Annotated in this window: 23 protein-coding genes; 6 read left to right on the top strand and 17 right to left on the bottom strand. The window is 39.6% G+C overall.

What is annotated here, in order from left to right; genetic code table 11:
• Position 1: 1 nt before the first annotated feature.
• Together G3I01_RS08080 and G3I01_RS08075 are read left to right on the top strand one after the other, a co-directional pair.
• On the top strand, positions 2 to 559 hold the full coding sequence (locus G3I01_RS08080; protein ID WP_219552620.1) for a hypothetical protein: 558 nt from the start codon (positions 2 to 4) through the stop codon (positions 557 to 559).
• A 119-nt stretch (positions 560 to 678) separates the two neighbouring features.
• Positions 679 to 882 carry a hypothetical protein gene (locus G3I01_RS08075; RefSeq protein ID WP_219552618.1) on the top strand — a complete coding sequence of 68 codons (204 nt, stop codon included), beginning with the start codon at positions 679 to 681 and terminating at the stop codon, positions 880 to 882.
• A gap of 70 nt (positions 883 to 952) precedes the next feature.
• On the opposite strand, the gene ftsZ is transcribed toward G3I01_RS08075, so the two are convergent.
• The 13 genes from ftsZ to mraZ form a co-directional block, all read right to left on the bottom strand.
• Positions 953 to 2938 (bottom strand): cell division protein FtsZ, encoded by a 1986-nt coding sequence (ftsZ, locus tag G3I01_RS08070; protein ID WP_219552616.1) that lies wholly within the window; start codon positions 2936 to 2938, stop codon positions 953 to 955.
• Positions 2939 to 2966: 28 nt separating this feature from the next.
• Complete coding sequence (gene ftsA, locus G3I01_RS08065; protein WP_219552614.1) at positions 2967 to 4319, bottom strand: cell division protein FtsA; 1353 nt, start codon at positions 4317 to 4319, stop codon at positions 2967 to 2969.
• A gap of 3 nt (positions 4320 to 4322) precedes the next feature.
• A complete protein-coding gene (locus G3I01_RS08060) occupies positions 4323 to 5039 on the bottom strand; it encodes a hypothetical protein (RefSeq protein ID WP_219552612.1) in 717 nt (238 codons plus the stop codon).
• Positions 5029 to 6384: a UDP-N-acetylmuramate--L-alanine ligase gene (murC, locus tag G3I01_RS08055; protein ID WP_219552610.1), complete on the bottom strand. Its 1356-nt coding sequence runs from the start codon at positions 6382 to 6384 to the stop codon at positions 5029 to 5031. The genes G3I01_RS08060 and murC overlap by 11 nt, the downstream gene beginning before the upstream one ends.
• A 7-nt stretch (positions 6385 to 6391) precedes the next feature.
• A complete protein-coding gene (gene murG, locus G3I01_RS08050) occupies positions 6392 to 7486 on the bottom strand; it encodes an undecaprenyldiphospho-muramoylpentapeptide beta-N-acetylglucosaminyltransferase (RefSeq protein WP_219552608.1) in 1095 nt (364 codons plus the stop codon).
• Complete coding sequence (locus tag G3I01_RS08045) at positions 7483 to 8691, bottom strand: FtsW/RodA/SpoVE family cell cycle protein (RefSeq protein ID WP_219552606.1); 1209 nt, start codon at positions 8689 to 8691, stop codon at positions 7483 to 7485. Before G3I01_RS08045 ends, murG begins: the two co-directional genes overlap by 4 nt.
• 119 nt (positions 8692 to 8810) lie before the next feature.
• Positions 8811 to 10148: a UDP-N-acetylmuramoyl-L-alanine--D-glutamate ligase gene (gene murD / locus G3I01_RS08040; protein ID WP_219552604.1), complete on the bottom strand. Its 1338-nt coding sequence runs from the start codon at positions 10146 to 10148 to the stop codon at positions 8811 to 8813.
• 10 nt (positions 10149 to 10158) lie between these two features.
• Complete coding sequence (mraY, locus tag G3I01_RS08035) at positions 10159 to 11391, bottom strand: phospho-N-acetylmuramoyl-pentapeptide-transferase (protein WP_219552602.1); 1233 nt, start codon at positions 11389 to 11391, stop codon at positions 10159 to 10161.
• A complete protein-coding gene (locus G3I01_RS08030) occupies positions 11391 to 12857 on the bottom strand; it encodes a UDP-N-acetylmuramoyl-L-alanyl-D-glutamate--2,6-diaminopimelate ligase (RefSeq protein ID WP_219552600.1) in 1467 nt (488 codons plus the stop codon). Before G3I01_RS08030 ends, mraY begins: the two co-directional genes overlap by 1 nt.
• Positions 12857 to 14848, bottom strand: a complete 1992-nt coding sequence (locus G3I01_RS08025) for a penicillin-binding protein (protein ID WP_219552598.1) — start codon at positions 14846 to 14848, stop codon at positions 12857 to 12859. The genes G3I01_RS08030 and G3I01_RS08025 overlap by 1 nt, the downstream gene beginning before the upstream one ends.
• A 7-nt stretch (positions 14849 to 14855) precedes the next feature.
• Complete coding sequence (locus G3I01_RS08020; protein ID WP_108172953.1) at positions 14856 to 15173, bottom strand: FtsL-like putative cell division protein; 318 nt, start codon at positions 15171 to 15173, stop codon at positions 14856 to 14858.
• A 6-nt stretch (positions 15174 to 15179) separates the two neighbouring features.
• Positions 15180 to 16076 carry a 16S rRNA (cytosine(1402)-N(4))-methyltransferase RsmH gene (gene rsmH / locus G3I01_RS08015; RefSeq protein WP_219552596.1) on the bottom strand — a complete coding sequence of 299 codons (897 nt, stop codon included), beginning with the start codon at positions 16074 to 16076 and terminating at the stop codon, positions 15180 to 15182.
• Complete coding sequence (mraZ, locus tag G3I01_RS08010) at positions 16063 to 16530, bottom strand: division/cell wall cluster transcriptional repressor MraZ (protein ID WP_219552594.1); 468 nt, start codon at positions 16528 to 16530, stop codon at positions 16063 to 16065. Before mraZ ends, rsmH begins: the two co-directional genes overlap by 14 nt.
• 290 nt (positions 16531 to 16820) lie before the next feature.
• Between mraZ and G3I01_RS08005 the strand changes: the two genes are divergently transcribed.
• On the top strand, positions 16821 to 17585 hold the full coding sequence (locus G3I01_RS08005) for an alpha/beta hydrolase (RefSeq protein WP_219552592.1): 765 nt from the start codon (positions 16821 to 16823) through the stop codon (positions 17583 to 17585).
• A 10-nt stretch (positions 17586 to 17595) separates the two neighbouring features.
• Complete coding sequence (gene yihA / locus G3I01_RS08000; RefSeq protein ID WP_219552590.1) at positions 17596 to 18201, top strand: ribosome biogenesis GTP-binding protein YihA/YsxC; 606 nt, start codon at positions 17596 to 17598, stop codon at positions 18199 to 18201.
• Here yihA and G3I01_RS07995 read toward each other — a convergent pair.
• Genes G3I01_RS07995 through gldB form a run of 3 tightly spaced genes read right to left on the bottom strand, consistent with a single transcriptional unit; the run spans position 18198 to position 19863 of the window.
• Positions 18198 to 18566, bottom strand: a complete 369-nt coding sequence (locus tag G3I01_RS07995; protein ID WP_219552588.1) for a GTPase — start codon at positions 18564 to 18566, stop codon at positions 18198 to 18200. The genes yihA and G3I01_RS07995 overlap by 4 nt on opposite strands.
• The gene (gldC, locus tag G3I01_RS07990; protein WP_108172346.1) at positions 18566 to 18904 is read right to left on the bottom strand and encodes a gliding motility protein GldC; all 339 of its coding nucleotides are present in this window, start codon (positions 18902 to 18904) and stop codon (positions 18566 to 18568) included. Before gldC ends, G3I01_RS07995 begins: the two co-directional genes overlap by 1 nt.
• Positions 18904 to 19863, bottom strand: coding sequence for a gliding motility lipoprotein GldB (gene gldB, locus G3I01_RS07985; RefSeq protein WP_219552586.1), 960 nt, complete (start codon positions 19861 to 19863; stop codon positions 18904 to 18906). The genes gldC and gldB overlap by 1 nt, the downstream gene beginning before the upstream one ends.
• A 106-nt stretch (positions 19864 to 19969) precedes the next feature.
• On the opposite strand from gldB, the gene nadE reads away from it, so the two are divergent.
• On the top strand, positions 19970 to 20761 hold the full coding sequence (nadE, locus tag G3I01_RS07980) for an NAD(+) synthase (RefSeq protein WP_219552584.1): 792 nt from the start codon (positions 19970 to 19972) through the stop codon (positions 20759 to 20761).
• Between the two features lie 113 nt (positions 20762 to 20874).
• Positions 20875 to 21513, top strand: a complete 639-nt coding sequence (locus G3I01_RS07975; RefSeq protein ID WP_219552582.1) for a response regulator transcription factor — start codon at positions 20875 to 20877, stop codon at positions 21511 to 21513.
• On the opposite strand, the gene dnaG is transcribed toward G3I01_RS07975, so the two are convergent.
• Positions 21506 to 23464: a DNA primase gene (dnaG, locus tag G3I01_RS07970; protein ID WP_219552580.1), complete on the bottom strand. Its 1959-nt coding sequence runs from the start codon at positions 23462 to 23464 to the stop codon at positions 21506 to 21508. The genes G3I01_RS07975 and dnaG overlap by 8 nt on opposite strands.
• Positions 23465 to 23544 lie beyond the last annotated feature (80 nt).

The following is a 23544-nucleotide window of genomic DNA, read 5'->3' as shown; positions in this document are numbered from 1 at the left end:
TATGTACAAAAAAGCTTTATTAATTCTAGGTCTATGTGTAAGTATCTCATCCTGTACAAGCGATGAAGAAAATCCATTTCTTATTTCATCCACCCAGGTAGGTCCTTTAAAAAAGGAAATCCGGATCAATCAATTAGATTCTATTTTTAAAAATGACAGCATTGTTCGTCAAACCAGCGGACCCCAGGAATTCAGATCTACAGATGAAATTAAAATTTACAGCCAGGATGGAGAAGCATTGTTAAGCCTGGAGCCTTTACAGGAATTCGATTCTACAAGCACCATAGGCTATATAAGAATCCTTGATCCCAGGTATGAAACCAAAAACGGTCTTACCGTAAAGAGCACTTTTAAAGATATCGTTGAGAATTATAATATCTCAAGAATAGAGAATACCATAAATTCTGCGGTTGTATTTATTGATGAGATCAACGCCTATATTACTATCGATAAAAATCAATTACCCACCAATCTAAGATACGATACAGACAGTAAGATCATGGCGTCCCAGATCCCTGATGATGCCAAGATTAAATATTTTATGATCTACTGGAATTAATTTATCTCAGATTCGGAAAAATCAAGTTAAACTCCCTAAAAGGAATTTTAAAATTTGTTAATATTAATCATGGTCTCAATTGTTTAGCTACTTTTATTCCATAACCAATAATTTAAGTTATGATTAAAATCTTAGCAATGATTATGCTTATTGGAGGTGCGATCGCACTTGTAATGGGAGTATTAGGAATTTTTGGTAGTGTTGCATTAATGCTCAGCCCCTGGGCTCTCACTATCCTTGGCTTCGTATTCTTCGTAGCAGGAATTTCCATGTTGAAGTACAGAAGAGATACAGATGAAGTTCAGGCTCAAAGCCAGAACTAATTATATCTCGATTTAACCAATAAAAAAAGGGACGCGATTTGCGTCCCTTTTTTATTGGCTAGGTTGAAAATTAATCTACATTATCATGTAGAAAAGAGTTGTTCTTCCTGAAGTGAAGATCATTATTCTCGTCCTGATCTATACTGGTACGGGATAATTTACCCTCTCCAGGTTTTGAATTATCAAGCTCTATTCCTGCTCTTTTATAAGCTGGCTGTTTCTCTATCTCGTCTATTTGAGCAGATCCAGTTCTGAACTTATAATTGAATTCCTTCATTTTGGCCTTTCTCTCTGCAGTTCTTTGTCTTACAACCTCAGAAGAAATAGGATTATCAAAAGGATCGTGATCATCTCCAGTATTCTCTTTTTCAGGAGAAGGAGCCACAGTTTTCTTTTCAAAAGCTATAGTCTCGTCTTTAGGCTCTTCTTTCTTTGGAGCCTTTGACTTTTCAAGCCTTTCTTCCATTTCCATATAATCATCAAGACTGTATCTCTTAATTCCTTGGGCTGAACTTTCAGTTACAGGAACGATCTCGATAGCCTCGTTAACTTTAATATTCCTCGTATCTTCCTCTTCTTCCTCAAGACTATGCCTGGTTACTTCTTCAGATTTGGAAGTTGGTTTTTTCTCCTCTTCCTGGTTCATAGGCATATCAAAAGTGAACATGAACTGTTCTTTGGTTTCTGGCTGAACTTCTTCAGGCTCATTCACCTCCATACCTTTTACCTCTTCGCTGGTATCATTGATAATGAAATCTTCAGGATCCACTTCCTCATAGATCACATCAAGTTTTCTAGCGAAATCTGGAGTCTTAAGGACATCATCTACTTTTTTTTGAATGTTTCCTATTTCGTCAACTTCCTCTATGTTCTCATCTAAAGTATGAATGATCTTTTCTTCCTTTGCCGGCTCTTCAAATTGCAAAAGATTTTCTGAAGGTTTATTTACCGGTGAATTGGTCACCTGGGAAATAGGACCGGTCTTTTTAGTAGTAAGATCCTGTTCAGCTTTTTGCTCATCTTCCAGAGTATGGATGATCTTCTTAGTTTCAGTATTCGTGATCTCATTTTGCTGCTCTACATCGAAACCAGTAGCGATGATAGTTACAGCGATAGAATCTTCCAGGGCCTCGTCTTCACCCACACCCATAATGATGTTTGCACTGTGACCGGCTTCTGCCTGAATATGATCGTTAATTTCTCCAATTTCGTCTATAGTGATCTCTTCGTTTCCAGATACAATTAGCAGTAAAACATTTTTGGCACCGGTGATCTTATTATCATTTAATAACGGAGAGTCAAGAGCTTTCATAATGGCATCTGTTGCCCTGCTGGCTCCTGAGGCCTGAGCGGACCCCATGATCGCAGTACCAGAATTGCTCAATACGGTTTTCGCATCCCGCAAGTCAATATTCTGTGTATAGTGATGCGTAATTACTTCAGCAATACCTCTGGAAGCAGTAGCCAGAACTTCATCTGCTTTAGAGAAACCAGCTTTAAAACCTAGATTTCCATAAACTTCACGAAGTTTATTGTTGTTGATCACAATTAGTGAGTCTACATGGCTTCTAAGCCTTTCCACTCCTAATTGTGCCTGATCATTCCTGTTTCTTCCCTCAAACTGGAAAGGAATGGTCACGATACCAACGGTTAGAATTCCAAGTTCCTTGGCCTGCTTGGCAATAATTGGCGCAGCTCCAGTACCTGTACCACCACCCATACCGGCAGTAATAAATACCATCTTGGTATTGGTATCCAGCATTTGTTTGATTTCCTCAAAACTCTCTACTGCTGCTTTTTCTCCAACTTCTGGATTAGCTCCTGCTCCAAGTCCTTCGGTAAGGGTCACACCTAACTGAATCTTATTAGGAACCGGACTGTTCTCAAGTGCCTGGGAATCTGTGTTACAAACAACGAAATCAACCCCTTTAATTCCCAACTGGAACATGTGGTTGATGGCATTGCTTCCTCCACCGCCTACTCCTATCACTTTGATGACGTTCGATTGATTCTTAGGTAAATCGAATGAGATGTCTCCAAATTCTGTACTGCTCATAAACTCTGTTTTACTGGTTGTATCTTTATTACTCTGCGTTATCTAAAAAATCTTTGAATTTTTCTGCCCACTTATCAAAAATGCTTTTGCGGGCAACTTTTTTCGAGGTTTGTTCCTCTTGATCTGCTTCATCCTGAAACTGATCTCGTTCTTCATTTTCTTCGGAATCCTCTACCGGACTATTGTCTGAAAGAACAGCTTCTTCCTGAAAACGGCTATTCCCTTTCTCAAGACTGTTCATTACCAAACCAACAGCGGTTGCATAAACCGGGCTGGTAGTTTCCGAATCGTTCGTGCCGGCTAAATGCTCATTAGGATATCCAATCCTGGTATCCATCCCAGTGATATATTCCGCCAGTTGCTTAATATGCTTTAATTGCGCACCACCACCGGTTAATACTAGACCGGCGATCAATTTTTTCTTTTGCTCATCATGACCGTAGTTCTTGATCTCCAGGTAAACCTGCTCGATGATCTCTACCACTCTTGCATGAATGATCTTTGAAAGATTCTTCAGGGTAATTTCCTTCGGCTCTCTTCCTCTTAATCCCGGAATAGACACGATCTCATTATCCTTATTTTCCCCAGGCCATGCTGAACCGAATTTAATTTTCAGCAACTCAGCCTGCTTTTCAATGATCGAGCAACCTTCCTTGATGTCTTCAGTAATCACATTACCTCCGAAAGGAATCACCGCCGTATGACGAATAATTCCATCTTTGAAAATTGCAAGGTCGGTTGTACCACCACCTATATCAATAAGCGCCACTCCGGCCTCCTTCTCCTCCTGACTTAAAACTGCGTTTGCTGAAGCTAACGGCTCCAGGGTAACGGCTGAAAGTTCAAGTCCGGCACTTTTCACACATCTTCCAATATTCCTGATAGAAGAAACCTGTCCTACTACCACATGGAAATTAGCTTCCAGTCTCCCACCGTACATCCCGATAGGCTCTTTAATTTCGGCCTGACCGTCTACTTTGAATTCCTGAGGAAGAACGTGTATGATCTCTTCTCCCGGCAACATCACCAATTTGTGAACCTGATTGCAAAGCGTATGAATATCATCTGCATCTATCACTTCATCAGGATTCTGACGGGTTATATAATCACTATGCTGAAGGCTTCTAATATGCTGCCCAGCAATTCCAACCACAACTTCACTAATCTTTAAACCACTATCGGCTTCTGCTTCCTGTATTGCCTGCTGGATAGATTGGATGGTTTGAGTGATATTATTCACTACTCCCCTATGTACACCAAGAGACTTGGATTTTCCAATCCCAATGATCTCTACCTTGCCGTACTCATTCTTGCGGCCTATCATAGCCACAATCTTGGTTGTTCCAATATCTAATCCTACTGCAATATCGTTTTGTTCCATAAACTATTTTTTCGTGCACACAACCTGATCACCAAATTGTAAGTTCACTTTTTTGTAGGTATCTAATTTATTTTCTTTCTGTGCTTTCTTATAAAAGGCCTTGAAATTGTTGAATTTTAAAGCCACGTTACTCGAGTCTCCAAAATAAAGTTCAAAATCCAGTTCTCTTAACTCAAGTGTAAATTTATCTCCTTTTAGCCGGTTGATGCCGGTAATATGTCTTGTTAAGAATTCGTCGTTCTTAATATGATTTACAATAGGGTACGCCTTTGTAACATTAGCCCCATCAAAACCAAACATAAGCGGTACTCTCGCTGTATAAAATTGGCTAAGCGGCATTAATTCCCCATTGCGGTCCAGGTAGAAAGAAGAATTCCCAACTACTCTTCCTATAGGCTTTCTCTGACTTACTTGTGCTTTCAGTTTTCCATCCAGTGTGAGGTAAACTTCCGCATTTTCAATCATTTGATGTTTATTTAAAAGGGCTTCGACCCTATTCAAATCTAAAGTTTCTTTATCTATACTCGAGACAGAGGGTTTATTTTGTATTAACAATTTATTAACCACTTCCTCAGTCACATAGAGATTTTCAGTATCTGTAAATTTTACATCTACTTCATTGATTGATCGAGACTTATGTCTTTTTTCGGCAAATCCGTATAAAAGGCCAACGATTGCCACTAAAACGAAAGCTTTTATGTAACCTAAACTACGCTTCATGTAACAATGTTTTTTTTACTTTTTCAACTTCTTCTCCAATGTCTCCGGCACCAATCATAACTATGACCTCGGCATTTTCAGCCTTGATCTTTTCCTGTAATTCAGATTTAGTAACGAGAGTTTTTTCCGGATTCAAAATTTTATCCAGCAACCAGGCTGAAGATATACCTTCAATTGGTAATTCCCGGGCAGGATAAATATCCAGCAGAAACACCTTATCGAATTCTGAAAGGCTTGAGGCAAAATCTTCAGCGAAGTCACGGGTACGGCTGAACAGGTGGGGCTGAAAAACCGCTAAAACTTTTTTGTTGGGGTACATTTCACGAACGGCCTGGTGTACTGCAGAGATCTCTGTAGGATGATGCGCATAGTCATCTATCAAAACCAGGTTGTCCGTTTTTATTTTATAACTGAATCTACGCTTTACACCTCTGAAGGTATATAAAGCCCTGGCCAGATCGTCGGTTGGGGAGCCGTACTCGATCGCCATCGCCAGGGCTGTTATAGCATTCAGCAAATTATGATTGCCGGGTAGATTAAATTTTAAATCTTTTATAATTTCTGAAGGGGTTTTCAGGTCGAAAACATAACTCCCATCTTCAATTCTAATATCCTGTGCAGTAAAATCACTCTCATCATTTATGCCAATCTCGAATCCATCCAGAGGCAATCCACTTTTGATGAATAATTTTCCATCTTGCGGTACTTTCGCCGCAAATTCTCTGAAGGATTTTTCCAGTTCCGACTTATCTCCATAGATATCCAGATGATCGGCATCCATAGAGGTAATCGCCGCAAGGTTCGGAGATAAATTAAGGAAGGAGCGGTCAAATTCATCGGCCTCGACTACAACGACATCATCTCCCTGCATGATCAAATTAGACTGAATATCTTCACTTATGCCGCCAAGGAAAGCAGTGACCTTTGCCCCGGTTTCTTTAAGCAAATGCCCAAGAATTGCCGTGGTTGTCGTTTTACCGTGGGTACCAGCAACGGCAAGGCAATATTTTTCACGAGTTACCATTCCCAGCAGCTGTGCTCTTTTCACGATCTCAAAATTTTCTTTGAGATGCAGAAACTGCTTCAGCTCTTTTGGAACTGCAGGAGTATATACTACAAGTGTATTTTCTTTATTCTGAAGGATCGTTTCCGGGATCATTCCCAAGTCGTCCTGATAATTGACTTCTATACCTTCTTTTTCCAGGGTTCTGGTCAATTCGGTTGAAGTGCGATCATATCCAGCCACAAAGTTGCCCTTCGCCTTGAAATACCTGGCAAGCGCACTCATCCCAATTCCACCGATACCGATGAAATAAAAATGTTTTATGTGGTTAAGATCCTTCACTTCTAATTTATTTTTTTATCAGCTTTTCAACTTCATCTACAATGTCTGAAGTTGCATTTGGCAAAGCCAGTTTTTTAATATTCTGAGCAAAACGGTTCAGTCTTCTTTCGTCGTGTAGCAAACTGAAAAAACAAGGCTCGAACCTTTCATTCAATTCATCTTCAGTGATCATCAAGCCGGCATCATGATCTGTTACCGCCATGGCATTTTTGGCTTGATGGTTTTCAGCCACATTAGGTGATGGAATGAATAATACCGGTTTCCCAACAATGCAAAGTTCTGAAACACTTCCAGCTCCAGCTCTTGAAATGATCACATCTGCAGCGGCATAAGCATAATCCATTCTATTAATGAATTCTTTCGCTCTCACATTGACCGAATCATATTTTTTATAATCATCGTAGTATAGCTTACCTATCTGCCATATGAGCTGAACGTCTTCATCTTTAAACTTCTTGAGATCGTTCTCTATAAGTTTATTGATCCTTCGGGCACCAAGACTTCCTCCAAGCACCAGAACAGTTTTCTTTTCTTTAGACAGGTTAAAATGACTCAAGGCTTCTTCCCTCAATTTATTTACTTCTAGAAGATCCTGCCTAACCGGATTACCGGTGATGATAGTTTTATCAGCAGGGAAAACTTCCTTTACTTTTTCATAAGCAGCGCAGATCGTATCTGCATGCTTAGCTAAAATACGATTAGTGATTCCCGGTAATGAATTCTGTTCCTGGATCAGAGTTGGAATTCCTTTCGAAATAGCCACTCTAAGCAAAGGTCCACTGGCAAATCCACCGGTCCCAATCACGATATCTGGCTTAAACCTTTTGATGATCTTTCTTGATCTGGAAAGACTGCTCATTAATTTAAAAGGGAATATGAAATTCTTAAGACTGAAAGATCTATCTACGCCGCTAATCCAAAGACCTTCGATCTCATAACCAGCTTGCGGCACCTTCTCCATCTCCATACGATCTTTTGCACCAACAAAGCGAATTTCCGCATCTGGATGCCTTCTCTTTATTTCATCGGCAATAGCAATGGCAGGATAGATATGCCCTCCTGTTCCTCCACCGGATAATATGACGCGTAAACCTTCTTTCATATTGCTTCACTTAAGATGTCCAGAGGATTTTCTTCCTCGCCTTCCAATTCTTTATTTTCAGATTCCTTTAATTCTTCTCTCTTCGCACTTACGCTCAAAATAATTCCAAGTGCAATACAGGTCATCCAGATAGACGTTCCTCCACTACTCACAAGAGGCAGTGTTTGTCCGGTTACAGGGAACAATTCCACAGCAACCCCCATATTGATAAGCGCCTGGAAAACCACTGGCAGGCCTACGCCCATTACAACGAGTTTTCCAAAGACAGTATTGGCTTTAGTAGCAACAATTACTATTCTAAAAAGCAACAGTAAATATGCAAGCATCACTCCAAAAGCACCTATTAATCCCATTTCTTCAACAATTATCGCGTAGATAAAATCTGAAGATGATTGAGGTAAAAAATTTCTTTGAACACTTTTTCCAATTCCGGTTCCGGTGATGCCTCCCTGGGCGATAGCAATTTTAGCTTTTTCAACCTGATATTGCTCCGCTCCCTCTTCATCATCAAAAAATGTTTCAATCCTGCTGGTCCAGGTATCCACTCGGTTTGGCATAAGACCAGGAAATGCCTTGGCGGTAAGGACAAAAATGCTCAGCATTATGATCCCTACGCCTACAATTGCACCAAGATATTTAATGGGATATCCACCTAAGAACATCAACACCAGCGTCATACAGAAAATGATCGCCGTTGTGGAGAAATTGGCCGGCAAAATTAATACTAATACCGCGAAAACAGGCAGCCAAAGTGGAAGAATTGTCTCTTTAAATGTAACTGTTCTTTCGGTGATCTTGGACAGATATCTGGCTACGTAAACCATCAGTACAACGGATGCCAGAGTCGAAGACTGAAACGACACATTAACCACCGGGATCTGAATCCATCTACTGGCATAAGCACCATCGATAGTAGTTCCCTGAGCGATGGTTATTAAAAGCAATAATATAACCACCGGCAATAACAATATCGAAATACCACGAAAATAATGGTAGGGTATTTTATGAACTGCGAACAACACGCAAAACCCAAGCAGCAAATGGAAGAAGTGCACTACCAGATATCCGGAAGTACTTCCATCACCATGAAGATAAGCAAGGTTACTACTGGCACTGTAAACCGGCAAAAATGAAAATATCGCCAACAGTCCGGCTACTGCCCAGATTACCTTGTCTCCTTTAAGATTTGCAAAAACGTTGCTCATTTGCGTCTTTTCTATCTATTTTATTTCGTCAAGCTGACCTTATTTCAGCTTCTAATCAATTTATTTTTATAAATCCTGTAACTCCCGAATCATCGGGACAGGATGACGTCCTCTAAATCTTATAAATTTCTAACTGCATCTTTAAATTGTCTTCCCCTGTCCTCGTAATTTTCGAACAGATCGAAACTTGCGCATGCCGGAGAAAGCAACACGTTATCTCCTTTTTCTGCAAGTCTATAAGCCATTTGCACCGCCTCACTCATTGAGGTAGTTTCTACCATAGTTTCCACGATATTCCCAAATGAAGCTTTGATCTTTTGATTATCAACACCAAGGCAGATAATGGCTTTCACCTTTTCATTCACCAATGGGAGAAGGTCATCATACACATTCCCCTTATCCACTCCTCCAACGATCCAGACCGTTTCAGATTCCATACTCTCCAGCGCATAAAAAGTTGCGTTCACATTGGTAGCTTTGGAATCATTGATGTAGAGCACATTGTTAATCTTCAGCACTTTTTCAAGGCGGTGTTCCACTCCCTGGAAATTTGACATACTCTCTCTAATCGTTTGCTTTCTAATTCGGAGCAGTTGGGACACTGTGGCCGCAGCCATAGCATTTTTAGCATTATGTTTGCCTTGAAGGGCAAGTTCTGATGTTGGCATAGTAAACTTGGTGTTATTAATTGTTACAACAATATTTTCATTTTCTATATAAGCGCCATTCTCAATTTTCTTCTCTATTGAAAAAGGCAGTTTTTGAGATCTTACCGGATTTTTTTCAAGCCAGTCTGTAATATTCTTATCATCTGCATCGTAGATGAAATAATCATCTTCAGTTTGATTTTCTGCAATTCTGAATTTCGAGGCGATATAGTTCTCCAGTTTATACTCATACCTATCCAAATGATCTGGAGTGATATTCGTAAGTATGGCTATATGCGGCCTGAAATCTACAATCCCATCCAGCTGAAAACTACTTAGCTCCAGCACGTACCAATCGTGGTTTTCTTCGGCTACCAACTTGGCGTAGCTATTACCGATATTTCCTCCCATTCCGGAATCAATTCCGCCTTCCTTCAGTAAATGCTGCACCAGATTGGTTACCGTAGTTTTACCGTTACTTCCTGTAATTCCTATGATAGGAACTTCAGAAAACCAGGATGCGAACTCGATCTCTGAAATAACCGGAATCCCTTTCTCCTTCAATTTTACGATCATTGGAGATGTATCTGGAATACCCGGACTCTTCATCACCACATCTGCATCGAAGATCTTCGACTCAGTATGCTTTTCATCTTCCCACTCGATCTCAATATGTTTAAGAACTTCTTTGTATTTATCCTTGATCTTTCCTTTATCTGAAAGAAAGATCTCATACCCATTTTTCTTCGCCAGAATTGCAGTTCCAATTCCGCTTTCTCCACCGCCCAGTATCGCTATCTTCTTACTCACAATTTCCAGCTTATCGAACCTTCAACGTAACTATGGTTAGAATGGCCAGAAAAATCCCGACGATCCAGAACCTCACTACGATCTTGCTCTCATGTTTACCTTTCTTCTGATAGTGGTGATGCAAGGGAGACATTAGAAAAATCCGCCGGCCCTCGCCGTATTTTTTCCTAGTGTATTTAAACCAGCCCACTTGCATTACTACTGAAAGGTTTTCAATTAAAAAGATTCCGCATAAAAGCGGGATCAACAATTCTTTTCTTGTGGCGATCGCCAGAACGGCAATAATTCCTCCAATGGTCAAACTTCCTGTATCACCCATAAATACCTGCGCAGGAAATGTGTTATACCATAAGAAACCGACCAAAGCTCCAGCAAAAGCAGTGATGAAAATGGTCATTTCTCCCGATCGTGGGATATACATTATATTCAGGTAATCTGAAAAGATGATGTTACCCGAAACCCAGGCAAAAAGACCCAGGGTTAATACGATTATTGCCGAGGAACCTGCTGCCAGGCCGTCGATACCATCAGTTAGATTGGCACCGTTAGAAACAGCGGTAACGATAAAAATTACGATCGGTATGAAAATAAGCCAGGCGTAATTCACTAATGACGGATCTATCCAGCTGATCAGACTCGAATATTCAAATTCATTATTTTTCACAAAAGGAATAGTAGTACTGGTATCCTTAACTTCAGGCCCCATATCCACTACTTCTGCCCGGGCGATAACATCCTCGGTAGGGCTGGTTTCTGTTACCACTTCTTTTGTTGTGATCTGCGGATGAAAATACATGGTGCATCCTACGATCAGTCCAAGACCAATCTGACCGATGACCTTGAATTTACCCTTCAAGCCTTCTTTATCCTTTTTAAAGGTCTTGATATAATCATCCAGAAATCCGATCACCCCCATCCAGATCGTAGTAACGATCAAAAGGATGACATAAATATTTTCCAGTTTAGCGAAAAGTAATACAGGAATAAGTGTGGCTACAATAATGATAATCCCACCCATGGTTGGAGTTCCAGCCTTTTCAGACTGACCTTTTAACCCAAGGTCACGTACGCTTTCACCAATTTGTTTCGCTCTTAGATAATTGATAATCCTTTTCCCGTAGATCGTAGAAATACCAAGCGATAAAATGATCGCCATGGCCGACCTGAACGACAGGAATTCAAACAACTGCGCTCCTGGCAACTGATACTGCTCTTCCAGAAATTTAAATAAGTAATACAGCATTATTTATCCAGTTGTTTTAAAAATTCATTCACGATCTTGAGATCATCAAAATCAAACTTTTCTCCGTTAACCTCCTGGTAAGTCTCATGACCTTTACCGGCGATTAAAATAATATCATTAGGTCCCGCCATTTGACAGGCTGTTTTGATAGCCTGTTTCCTATTGGTAACACTCATTGTTTTTTTAAAATTCTGTGGCTCCACTCCTGCTTCCACATCAGCAATGATCTTTTCAGGATCTTCAGTTCGTGGATTATCGCTGGTAAAAATCACTTTAGTACTTAACGAGGAAGCAATATTCCCCATTACTGGCCTTTTGGTAGTATCTCTATCACCACCGCATCCCACAACTGTTATAAGCTCTTCATTTTTGGTTCTGATACTATTAATAGTTTCCAGCACATTCTTTAAAGCATCTGGTGTGTGAGCATAGTCAACGATAGCCGTGATCTTATCATTATCAGAGATCACATATTGAAACCTTCCGCTTACAGAATTCAGTTCACTAATAATGCGCAGGATCTCCATGGTTTTCAAACCTAGAAGATCTGCCGTGGCATAGATCGCTAAAACATTATAGGCATTGAAACTACCAATCAATTTTGTCCACAACTCCTGACCTTTTATTTTCAGAAGTAAACCTGTAAAATTATTTTCCAGTATCTGCGCCTGATAATCTGCGTAAGATTTAAGAGCGTAGGTGTATTTTTTCGCTTTTGTATTCTGAAGCATCACCGGCCCATTCTTATCATCTGCATTGGTAAGTGCAAAGGCGGAAGAAGGCAGCTCATCAAAAAAGCGCTTTTTCACATCGCGATATTCCGCGAAATCCTTGTGATAATCTAAATGATCATGAGAAAGGTTGGTGAATATTCCGCCTTCGAATTTGAGAGCGGTAGTTCTATGCTGATCTATCCCGTGAGAGCTAACTTCCATAAAACAGAATTCTACTCCCACGTCATTCATATCTTTTAAATAAGAATTGATGGTTATAGAATCTGGAGTAGTTCTTATAGCCGAATGCTCTTCAGTCCCAACCATTACTTTCACTGTAGAAAGAAGACCGCATTTAAATCCAGCCTTAGAGAACAGGTCGTAAAGCAAAGTCGCAATGGTCGTTTTACCATTGGTTCCCGTAACTCCAACAAGCTTCAGTTTTGAAGAAGGTTCATCGAAGTAGTTTGCAGATATATAGGCCAGAGCCTTTTTAGTATCTTCAACTTCTATATAAGTAACACCGTTTATTTTATTTTCAGGGATCTCTTCGCAAACAACCGCAAGCGCCCCCTGATTTTCGGCATTTTTAATAAAGTCATGTCCATCAGATAATGTTCCCCTAATGGCCACAAAGACATCATTAAGCTTCACCTTCCTGGAATCGAAATGTATATCGTTAATGGTCACACCGGTATCCCCGGCAACCGCCTTCATGTTCACTCTGTAAAGTATGTCCTTTAATACTTTCATTAACTCAACTCCAGTTTTACGGTTTGCTTATTCTTCAATTTTTGTCCTGCAGATACAGATTGCCTTTTAACGATTCCCTTACCGTTCAATCTCACCTCCAGACCAAGATTTTCAAGGATCGAAATTGCATCCATAGCCGGCATTCCTGTCACATCTGGCATGAGCAATTTCTCGTTCTGTATCTTGGTATAATATTTTTCGAAATCTGTATTTACTTCCTCATCATTCACCTCCAGAGACTCTAGCTCATCCATTACCGGAGTATCTGTATATATCTTTCTGGCGATATCTTTAAAAACCGGTGCTGCTACAATATTCCCGTAATATCCTTTTCTTCGGTTTGGTTTGTGAATAACCACTATACAGGAATATTTAGGATTTTCAGCTGGGAAATAACCCGCAAAAGATGCGATATATCTTCCTGGTTCTATCCAGTATTCGGTTTGACAGGTTCCTGTTTTACCCGCCATTGAAAAGTTTTCGGTATAAATATTAGCAGCGGTTCCTCTTTCCACAGTTTTTTTCATCATAGCCCGAACCTTCTTTGCCGTCTCTACTGAACAGATCGCAGGATTCATCACCTGCTTTTCCATGGTAATAATAGGCTTATCACGATCTTTTACTTCCTTGATAAACCTAGGTTTTATCATCTCACCATCATTAGCGATAGCATTATAAAAAGTAAGGGTTTGCAAAGGCGTTATTGCCACACCATAACCAAAGGCCATCCAGGGAAGGCTTAAACCATTCCAGCTTTTGTCTTGTGGGTGAGGAATTCGGGGGGATCCCTCACCCTTGATTTCAAGACCAATTTTCTGGTTAAGTCCCATTGAATAAAGTCGATCAACAAATTTTGAAGGCTCATTCTTATATCCTTCTGTGATCATTTTTGTAAATGCTGTATTTGAAGAAACTTCAAAAGCCTTGGCTGCAGAGATCTTACCATAGCCACCGTGATGAGAATCTCTCACCGGCCTTCCGTAAAATCTAACCACTCCTTTTTCTGTATCTATAACCTGGCTGGTATCTACCACCTTGTCTTCCAAAGCAGCGACCATCGCCATTAATTTAAAAGTTGAACCAGGCTCATGAGCCTCATAAACCGCATAATTTCTTTTTTCGAAATAAGTACCTTCTTTAGTTCTACCAAGATTAGACATGGCTTTGATCTCCCCGGTAGCCGTTTCCATCACTACCACTGTGCCATGATCTGCTTCGAAATATTCCAGTTGTCTTAATAATGAATGATGGGCAATATCCTGGATGTTCACATCTATAGTTGAAACTACATCATAACCATCTCTTGGCTCCATTTCATTATTATCACTAATAGGTTTCCACTGACCTTTCGCGATCTTTTGTTTTAACCGGCGGCCATCTGTACCTCTCAAATAATTACTGAAGGCACCTTCAAGACCTACTCTTGTAAAATACCCATTTTCATCTCTTCTCTCATAACCTACGGTTCTCTCACCCATCTTCCCAAGTGGATGCTCACGAACGGTACTTTGCTCGGTGATCATCCCACCTTTATAAGCTCCCAAATTGAACATTGGAAACTCTCTCATTTTCATATAATCTGAATACCCTAGGTTTCTAGCAATTAGCACGTAACGCTGTTTGTTTGCCCTGGCCGCTCTTAATTTCTGAGAATAATATGAGGCCGGTTGCCCCAGCATCCTGGAAAGGTTTTCTGATAACGGACCAATATTTTCTTCGAAGTTCTTATCTGAAACCGTAACCGCATCGAACCTTACATCATATTTAGGTACAGATGTAGCCAGAAGATTTCCGTTGACGTCGTATAAATTACCACGGTTTGCTGGTATCTTGAAGTTTTTTAGAGTGCGCTCCTCAGCTAGTTCTTTATAATGTTCACCGTGAACAAACTGGATATTGAGCAATTTAACCCCTACCGCTATCGCAAATATAAAGAGACAGCCAGCCACGAAATACATACGATTCAGGATGCTTTTTTCGGTTGTAGCCATTTTTGGGTTAATCTTTTATTATCACTCTTATTTTATTGGGTGGGGTCTCCGAAGGCCCTATCCCCTTTTCCACCATTTTTTCAGTTATGGTAGACTCCATCTTTACTCTCATCAATTTTGATCGCCTCTCTAAAAACTCGCTTCTCAACTCCAGTACCTCTTTATTCAGTTTTGCGATCTGATGTACTTTTTTCTCGGCATTGTGTGAACTCGCGATCATCACAATGGCCAGTATGGTACAGAAAACTATAAACCTCCAGTTCTTTACAGCATCTTCACTGATAAGAAAATTCGCTTTCAGTATGTTATAAAAACCTCTTTTCATGGACATTTATAACTTTCTCGCTACCCTGAGCTTTGCGCTTCGCGCGCGGTTATTCTGCTTTATCTCCTCTTTTGAAGGAACTATCAATCCATTTACTTTTTTGAACGGAACAGATATATTTCCATACATATCCTTTTCCGGTTCTCCTTCAAATAAACCACTCCTTATATACCTTTTCACCAACCTGTCTTCCAGGGAGTGATAGGATATCAAACTCAACCTTCCGTCTGGCTTGATAATTTCTTCGGTTTGCAGCAAAAATTCTTTAAGAACTTCGATCTCCTGGTTCACTTCTATCCTTATTGCCTGATAGATCTGCGCCAGGATCTTATTTTCTTTACCTTTAAATAATAAAGGCTTCAATAATTCATTTAATTGCTCACTGGTTTCGATCGGGTTGTTCTTTCTTTCTGAAACAATCGTTCTAGCCAGTTTTGGAGCGTTCTTTAGATCGGCATACTCGTAGAACAATCTTTTCAGTTGCTCTTCATCATATTCATTGATCACTTCGTAGGCACTCAATTTATCACCCTGATTCATTCTCATATCCAGTTTCGCGTCGAACCTGGTTGAAAATCCTCTTTCAGCTTCATTGAACTGGTGCGAGGAAACCCCAAAATCACCAAGAATACCGTCAACTTTTTTAACCCCGTAAAATCTCAAAAATCGTTTCAGAAATCTGAAATTTTCATTGATAAGGGTAAAACGCTCATCATCGATCTTATTCTCCAGAGCATCCTTATCCTGATCGAAAGCGTAAAGTCTTCCTTTAGACCCAAGTCTTTTTAAGATCTCACGAGAATGCCCTCCTCCACCGAAGGTTACATCCACATAGACGCCATCAGGTTTTATATCTAAACCATCAACCGACTCTTTTAGCAGAACAGGATTATGATACTCCATCAAAATCATCGTTACCCATCACTTCTTCCGCCAGATCTCCAAAGTCATCTGAAGAAGCTTCGATGGTATTTTCATATTTATCTTTATCCCAGATCTCCACAATATTGATTGCCGAAGAAAGAACGATCTCTTTCTCTATTCCGGCAAAAGCAATAAGATCCTTTGGAATAAGCAACCTGCCGTTGGTATCAACCTCAACAGTTTTAACCCCGGCAGTGAACCTTCTAATAAAATCGACATTCTTTTTTTTGAACCTGTTCAGCTTATTCATTCTGTTCATTAGAACATTCCACTCCTCCATCGGATAAAGCTCAAGGCAGCTTTGGAAAACTGCGCGCTTAATTACAAAACCGTCCTGCATCATGGGAGCTAATTGCTTTTTCAACGCTGAAGGCACCATTAAACGGCCTTTCGCATCGACTTTGCATTCGTATGTCCCAATTAAATTTATCACGGTTAGGTATTATAGAGCCAAATATATTGAAAATATTACCACAATTTACCACTTTTTACCACAATGTTGATAAGTTTTACCACTGTATGTAATTGAAAACCTTTTAAATAGCGCTATTAGCTTAGGATTCAGGAATTTGAAAATCGGTGGGGAATTGTGGATATTCCTGGCTGAAAAACATCGTGTTTATAAATTTCCCACTTCGCATAAAAGCCATTGCAGTTACTCAAAAATGATTATACTTGTATCGAAATCGCTATATTTGCGATTGCTAACCGCAAAGGCTATCAATGAAAGATCACTTAAGGCAAGAGGGAAAATTCACATATCTTGAGAAAGGCGAAGGAACACCAATTGTTATTCTTCACGGACTTATGGGAGGCCTCAGTAATTTTGATGGTGTAATCAATTACTTTCCGGAAAAAGAATACAAGGTTCTAATCCCGGAACTGCCATTATATTCAATGTCTCTTTTGAAGACAAGTGTAGGAACGTTCGCTAAATATCTTAAAGAATTTATCGATTACAAAGGCTACGAAAAAGTGATCCTGTTGGGAAATTCACTGGGCGGACATATTGCTCTTCTGGCAACAAAAATGTTTCCGGAAATTGTAGAAGCGCTGGTGATTACAGGTAGTTCTGGTCTATACGAGAATGCCATGGGAGAAAGCTACCCAAGAAGAGGAGATTACGATTTTATCAAGAAAAAAGCTCAGGCTGTTTTTTATGACCCTGAAGTTGCTACCAAGGAAATTGTTGATGAAGTTTACCATACGGTAAGCGACAGGAATAAACTGGTTAAGACCCTAGCTATTGCAAAAAGTGCAATTCGGCATAATATGGCTAAGGATCTTCCAAAGATGAAGACCCCAACCTGCATTATCTGGGGAAAGAACGACACCGTTACTCCACCCGAAGTTGCAGAAGATTTTCAGCGCCTGTTACCAGATTCAGATCTTTACTGGATAGACAAGTGCGGGCATGCTGCAATGATGGAACACCCTGAAGAATTCAACCAGTTACTACACGGATGGTTGAAAGAACGAAAGATCTAAAACAGCTCTTATGAAAATCAAGACGGCAGAATTTGTGGTGAGCAACTCCAAAGTTGATCAATGCCCAAACAGCAGCCTTCCCGAATATGCTTTTATAGGCCGAAGTAACGTTGGAAAATCATCCCTTATCAACATGATAACGGGTAGAAAATCTCTTGCAAAAACTTCTGCTAAACCGGGAAAAACCCAGTTGATCAATCATTTCCTGATCAATAATAACTGGCATCTGGTGGATCTGCCTGGTTATGGATATGCCCAGGTTTCTAAATCTACCAAAAGAGTATTTCAGAAATTCATAACAGCCTATTTCGAAAAAAGAAAGCAGATGATCTGTGCTTTTGTGCTTATAGACTCCAGGCACAAACCTCAACCTATAGACATGGAATTTATGCAATGGCTTGGCGAGAACGCAGTTCCATTTTGCATTATTTTCACCAAGGCAGATAAGCTAAAACCGAAAGTTTTAGAAGAGAACATCGAGAATTACAAAAACGAAATGCTGGAAACCTGGGAAGAAATGCCTCAGTATTTTATTACTTCAGCTACTACAAAACTAGGTCAGGATGATGTTCTGGATTATATAGAAGAAGTAAACGAACAGCTGCGTAAATCTTAATAAAGCTGCATTCTTTCTTTTATCGTCTCCATTAAAACTTTAAGGTCGTCGATCTCTGAAAATTCATTCTTGGAAATAAATACCTCCAAACCTTTATCGGTCTGAGCGAGGATTACCGGAAATTCAAATTTATGCCCGAATTTTGAGGCATATGCTTTCAGGAATTCGTCTTTATGAAGAAAATCGGTTTCAACATCCAGGCTTTGCCTGAAATTTCTCCATTCCTTCTTTTCCTCCATCAAGCCATGAGTTAGCTCACAAAGTATACAGGAATAAGATGATGGATTCACTACTTTTTGCAATGAATCCATCAACGCATTGAATTTGCCGGAATCGGCATTATATACAAAGATCAATTTTTGCACTAGCTCTTCTTTATTTCGGTCTTTTCAGCAAAATAATCGCAGAAATCCTTCATTGTATCGCGCATTTTATCATCCTGCGTAGCTCTAAAATAAGTGTCGCTCATAGAAACCAGCGTTTGATGGAAGAACTTCTTCATCTCATCTACCGGCATCTCTTTGGTCCAAAGATCGATCCTCAAAGTTTCCTGGTCTTTTGAATCCCAAACTGAAAGCATCAAAGCTTTTGCATCTTCTTTGTACACATTACCATCTTCTGCACTCCAGGTAATATTTTCCGGCACGTGATTTTCATCGGTAACCACCTCTATATTTATTTCAGATTTCTTGAATTGAGACATTATTTCTTCGGTTTATAGTTCGCTTTATTAAAAATTTCTTCTGCTGAAGTGTTCAACATTGTATTAATGGATACATCATTCTTCTCCATATAGGCTCTCACAATATTCCAACCAATATATTGACCTACCCTAGCCGGCGATTCTGAATCCAGTTGCAAATAGAATTTAGAAAATGGTGCCGGGTAAAGGAATCTTGTATATAACTTAGAATCTGTATCGAAAATAAGTTCATTCTCTATAAAATATCGCCAGATCTGGTCTTCATTAGATTTCACCCATTCCAGTTCATCTTCACTGTAGCCAATTTTTTCTGCATCAGATTTAAAAGGAATGAACCTGTCTTTCAAATACAATAATTTGCCATAGTAGATCATATGAGACAAAAATGTTCTTGACCCTGCCTTGGGAACATAATTTTCAGCAATTTCTGCGGCAGCATCAGAGACGATCTGTTCCTTTCTGAAATTCTTTTTTAAAAATTCCTGAATGCCTATATAGAATTTATGATCTTCACCTAGATAAGTATCAAGCGCCACGAAGAGATAATCACCTGTGTAAATGGTCTTGTTCTTATAATCTACTTCTGAAGTTACCGTGATCACATCTGGCACCTGGAAATCTGGGAAATAATATTTCACGTGCTGAAAAAGACTATGCAGCTCATCATACTCCTTAGTAAATTCCGGAAACTTTTTATTGACCTCAGATTCGACCTCCTGCTGAATAGTATCATTCAGTTTATTTATCCATAAACTATCCGGATATTGTTCAGGAAAAAGAAATGGGTATTCAGCTTTTAATTGAGGTAAGGTCTCTTCGCTGGTTTCAGCAAATTTCTGGTCAAACCTAACCAGGTCAAAATTGGCATCCACCTTTTCGATCTTGGCTTCGGTTTCAGATTTTTTGTCGCAGGAAAATAGACTAATAAGTAGTATAAAAAACCCTAATTTCTTCAGCATAGCTTTCTATTATGAAGGCTTTAACGCCTGTGCCTTTCAAAAATTGGCTTTAAGTATTAGATTTGTGTGGCAAAGGTATTACTTACAAACTAAATCACCCAATATTATGCGGATCGAAAAAGTAGCTGACCACATTATTAACTGGCTTAAGGATTATGCAACCAAAGCCAATATGAATGGATTTGTAATTGGAGTTAGCGGCGGGATCGATTCGGCAGTTACCTCTACACTATGCGCTAAAACAGGAATGCCTACTTTATGTCTGGAAATGCCAATACACCAGGATAAAAATCAAATAAGCAGAGCCAGAAAACATATCGAGGAACTCCAACATAATTTTGCAAATGTTAGCAGTCTTGAAATAAATCTTACCCCGGTATTTGAAGAGTTCAGAAAAGGCATGCCTCAACATCGGGAAACCACAACTCTTGATCTTAGCCTGGCAAATTCCCGTGCAAGATTAAGGATGACCACTTTGTATTATTTCGCCGGCCTGCATAAATACCTTGTAGCAGGAACAGGAAATAAAGTAGAAGATTTTGGTGTAGGTTTTTATACAAAATATGGTGATGGCGGAGTGGACCTTAGCCCAATAGCAGATCTTGTTAAAAGCGAAGTATATGAACTTGGCGAATATTTAAATATTATTGAAGAAATTATGCAAGCCCCTCCTACAGATGGTCTTTTTGGCGACAGCCGAAGTGATGAAGATCAACTTGGAGCTTCTTACGACGAATTAGAGTGGGCAATGAAGAGTCAGGAAGAGGGAAAAACCATTGCAGATTTTGAAGGAAGAAAAAGAGAAGTCTTCTCTATCTATACAAGATTGAATAAAGCGAATCAACATAAAATGGATCCAATACCGGTTTGCGAAATCCCCATTCACCTGAAAAAATAGACATCTTATCGAATTTATCTGACAGTTTTCCATTATAAAAAGCCAAAGCATTATTTTAGGTTAACAGAACCAAACTCAACGAGTTACCCCCGGACTTGTTTTAATTTAAAATCATGTATCGAGTATTAATTGCAGATCATCACCCGATCATTTTAGAGGGTGTAAAATGTGTGCTTCAAAACAATCCGGCGCTTCAGGTTACAGGAAGAGTTGGTAGCGGGACTCAGCTTTTTAGTCAGTTAGACAAGGAAGCTCCAGATGTTTTGATATTAGAATTAGACCTACCCCAGATAAACGGGATCAACGCTATTAGGCGTATAAAGCAGGAATACCCTGATGTAAAAACACTTATTTTCAGTTCTCACCCGGAAGAAATGTATGCTCTTAGCGCTATTAAAGCTGGAGCGGCAGGTTATATTTCGAAACATACTGATAATGAAACTCTGGAAAAAGCAATCTACCAGGTTGCTCGCGGTGGAATCTATTTAAATCGAAAGATTACAGAAAAGCTAAACTCCGGAATTTCAAGAGGTAAGAGTTTGATTACAAAATTTAAAAAACTCTCTACCAGAGAAACCGAAGTACTTAATTTACTTTCATCTGGTAAGCGAAATAAAGATATTGCAGAGGCATTGGATATCAACGAGAAAACGGTAAGCACCTATAAGACCAGATTACTTAAAAAGTTAAAGGTAGATAACGTAGCAGACCTTATCACTCAGTCCAGGCTCCTCCAGTTGAATACTACATAACTCTGCCCAGCCGATCTGAAAGTATCGTGCTTAGACTCGTATAGCTCATGATCTCCTGGATCATTTCGGTTCTGTTTTCTTCATCAGAATCGGCATCCTTCATGGCTTCAACCAGCTCATTGATCTTTCTGCCAACGAGATATCTTCTTAGGGATAGAATGGTTTGAGTAACGTATTGTGAAATTCCCTGTTCTTTTTTCTTTACAGGAATATCATGTCTTTCCCAATCGTGCAATTCGTATTGCTCTTCTTCCATTAAAATATCTGTAAGCTTAACAGCCTGGGATTCTTTTAATTCATTGATGATCATCTCTACTCCAAACTCATCTTCAGAATTCAGTTTTTCTATCAGCAAAAAGAAAAGTTCTTTAAAATCTTCATTCGTAAACTCGATCTCATCTTCCTGCAAGTCAAGGAATATTTTCTCGAAAACTTTGGCTTCCTGAACTTCGGATTCATAAACCATTTCACCCTGCTCATTTTGCTTCAACAGAATATCGTGAAATTCTCCATCCTGTTTCCCATATAGCACTAATAGACTAATTATCTTTCTTTCAAGTTCATAAAGCTGGTCTACCTTCGTCTTCTGAGTTTCCTTCTCCTTGACCACCTCCATGCTTCGCTTTTTAGGCTGAGCTGATGATTTAGGATCTTTATTTTCGATCTGGGCAAGGGAAGCATACAGAACATCTTCATTGATATCCATGATCCTTGAACATTCCTGCAAGTAAACTTCTCGCTGAATATTGTCTGGGATCTTGGAGATACTATTTACCATATCTCTTATCAACCCAGCCTTCTTCACGGGATCGTTCTTGGCTTCATCCATTAAAAGAGAAGCCTTATAAGTAATAAAATCGTATGAATTCTCTTCTAGAAATTCCCTCAGCTCATCTTCAGAATTTGACCGGGCAAAACTATCTGGGTCCTCTCCCTCCGGAAATGGACAAACCTTTACATTCATTCCCTGCTCGAGAATAAGGTCTATCCCGCGCAATGAAGCCCTGGTCCCGGCCGCATCACCATCAAAAAGCACAGTAATATTTTTGGTAAGCCGGTTGATCAATCTTATCTGCTCTGGAGTAAGAGCGGTACCTGAAGAAGATACCGTATTTTCAATTCCGCTTTGATGGAACTGGATCACATCTGTATAACCTTCTACCAGGTAACAATTATCCTCTTTGGCGATCGCCTGTTTAGCATAATAAATACCATAAAGCACCTTACTTTTATGGTAAATATCACTTTCAGGTGAATTAAGATATTTAGCAGCCTTTTTGGTATTTGATAGTATTCTCCCTCCAAATCCAAGCACCCGACCAGACATAGAATGGATAGGAAACATCACTCTACCCTTGAACCTGTCGAAACGCTTATCTTCTTTTACAATGGTAAGGCCTGTCTTTTCAAGATATTCCAGCTTATAGCCATCATCGAGCGCGGCTTTCGTAAAAACTTCCCAATCATCTGGTGAGTATCCAAGATCGAATTTCTTTATAGTTTCAGGAGTAAAACCTCTTTCCTTGAAATAACTTAAACCTATAGCCTTTCCTTCATCTGTCTCGTGCATTCGCTTCTGAAAGAACTCATTGGCATATTCAGAAACCAGGTACATACTTTCCCGCTCATTGGCTTGCTCCTTTTGCTCATCACTTTGCTGAGTCTCTTCAATCTCGATATTGTACTTTTTTGCGAGGTATTTTATAGCTTCAGGATAGGTGAAATGTTCATGTTCCATCAAAAAAGCCACTACATTTCCTCCCTTACCGCTACTAAAATCTTTCCAGATCTGCTTCACAGGAGAAACCATAAAACTAGGAGAGCGCTCATCTGTAAAAGGACTTAGACCTTTCATGTTACTCCCCGATTTTTTCAGCTGTACAAAATCACCAATAACCTCCTCTACACGGGCGGTTTCAAAAACATTATCAATAGTGGTTTTCGAGATCAATTGAAATAGATTTCTTTAAGTTTTCCTGAAATTAGTAAAAAAGACAAGGCTTTAAAAATATGAATTTCATATTTCTAAAG

This window comes from Gramella sp. MT6 (genome assembly GCF_019357415.1).
GTDB lineage: Bacteria > Bacteroidota > Bacteroidia > Flavobacteriales > Flavobacteriaceae > Christiangramia.
The sequence above is the reverse complement of the archived record's forward strand: the minus strand, read 5'-3'. Positions and strand labels throughout refer to the sequence as shown.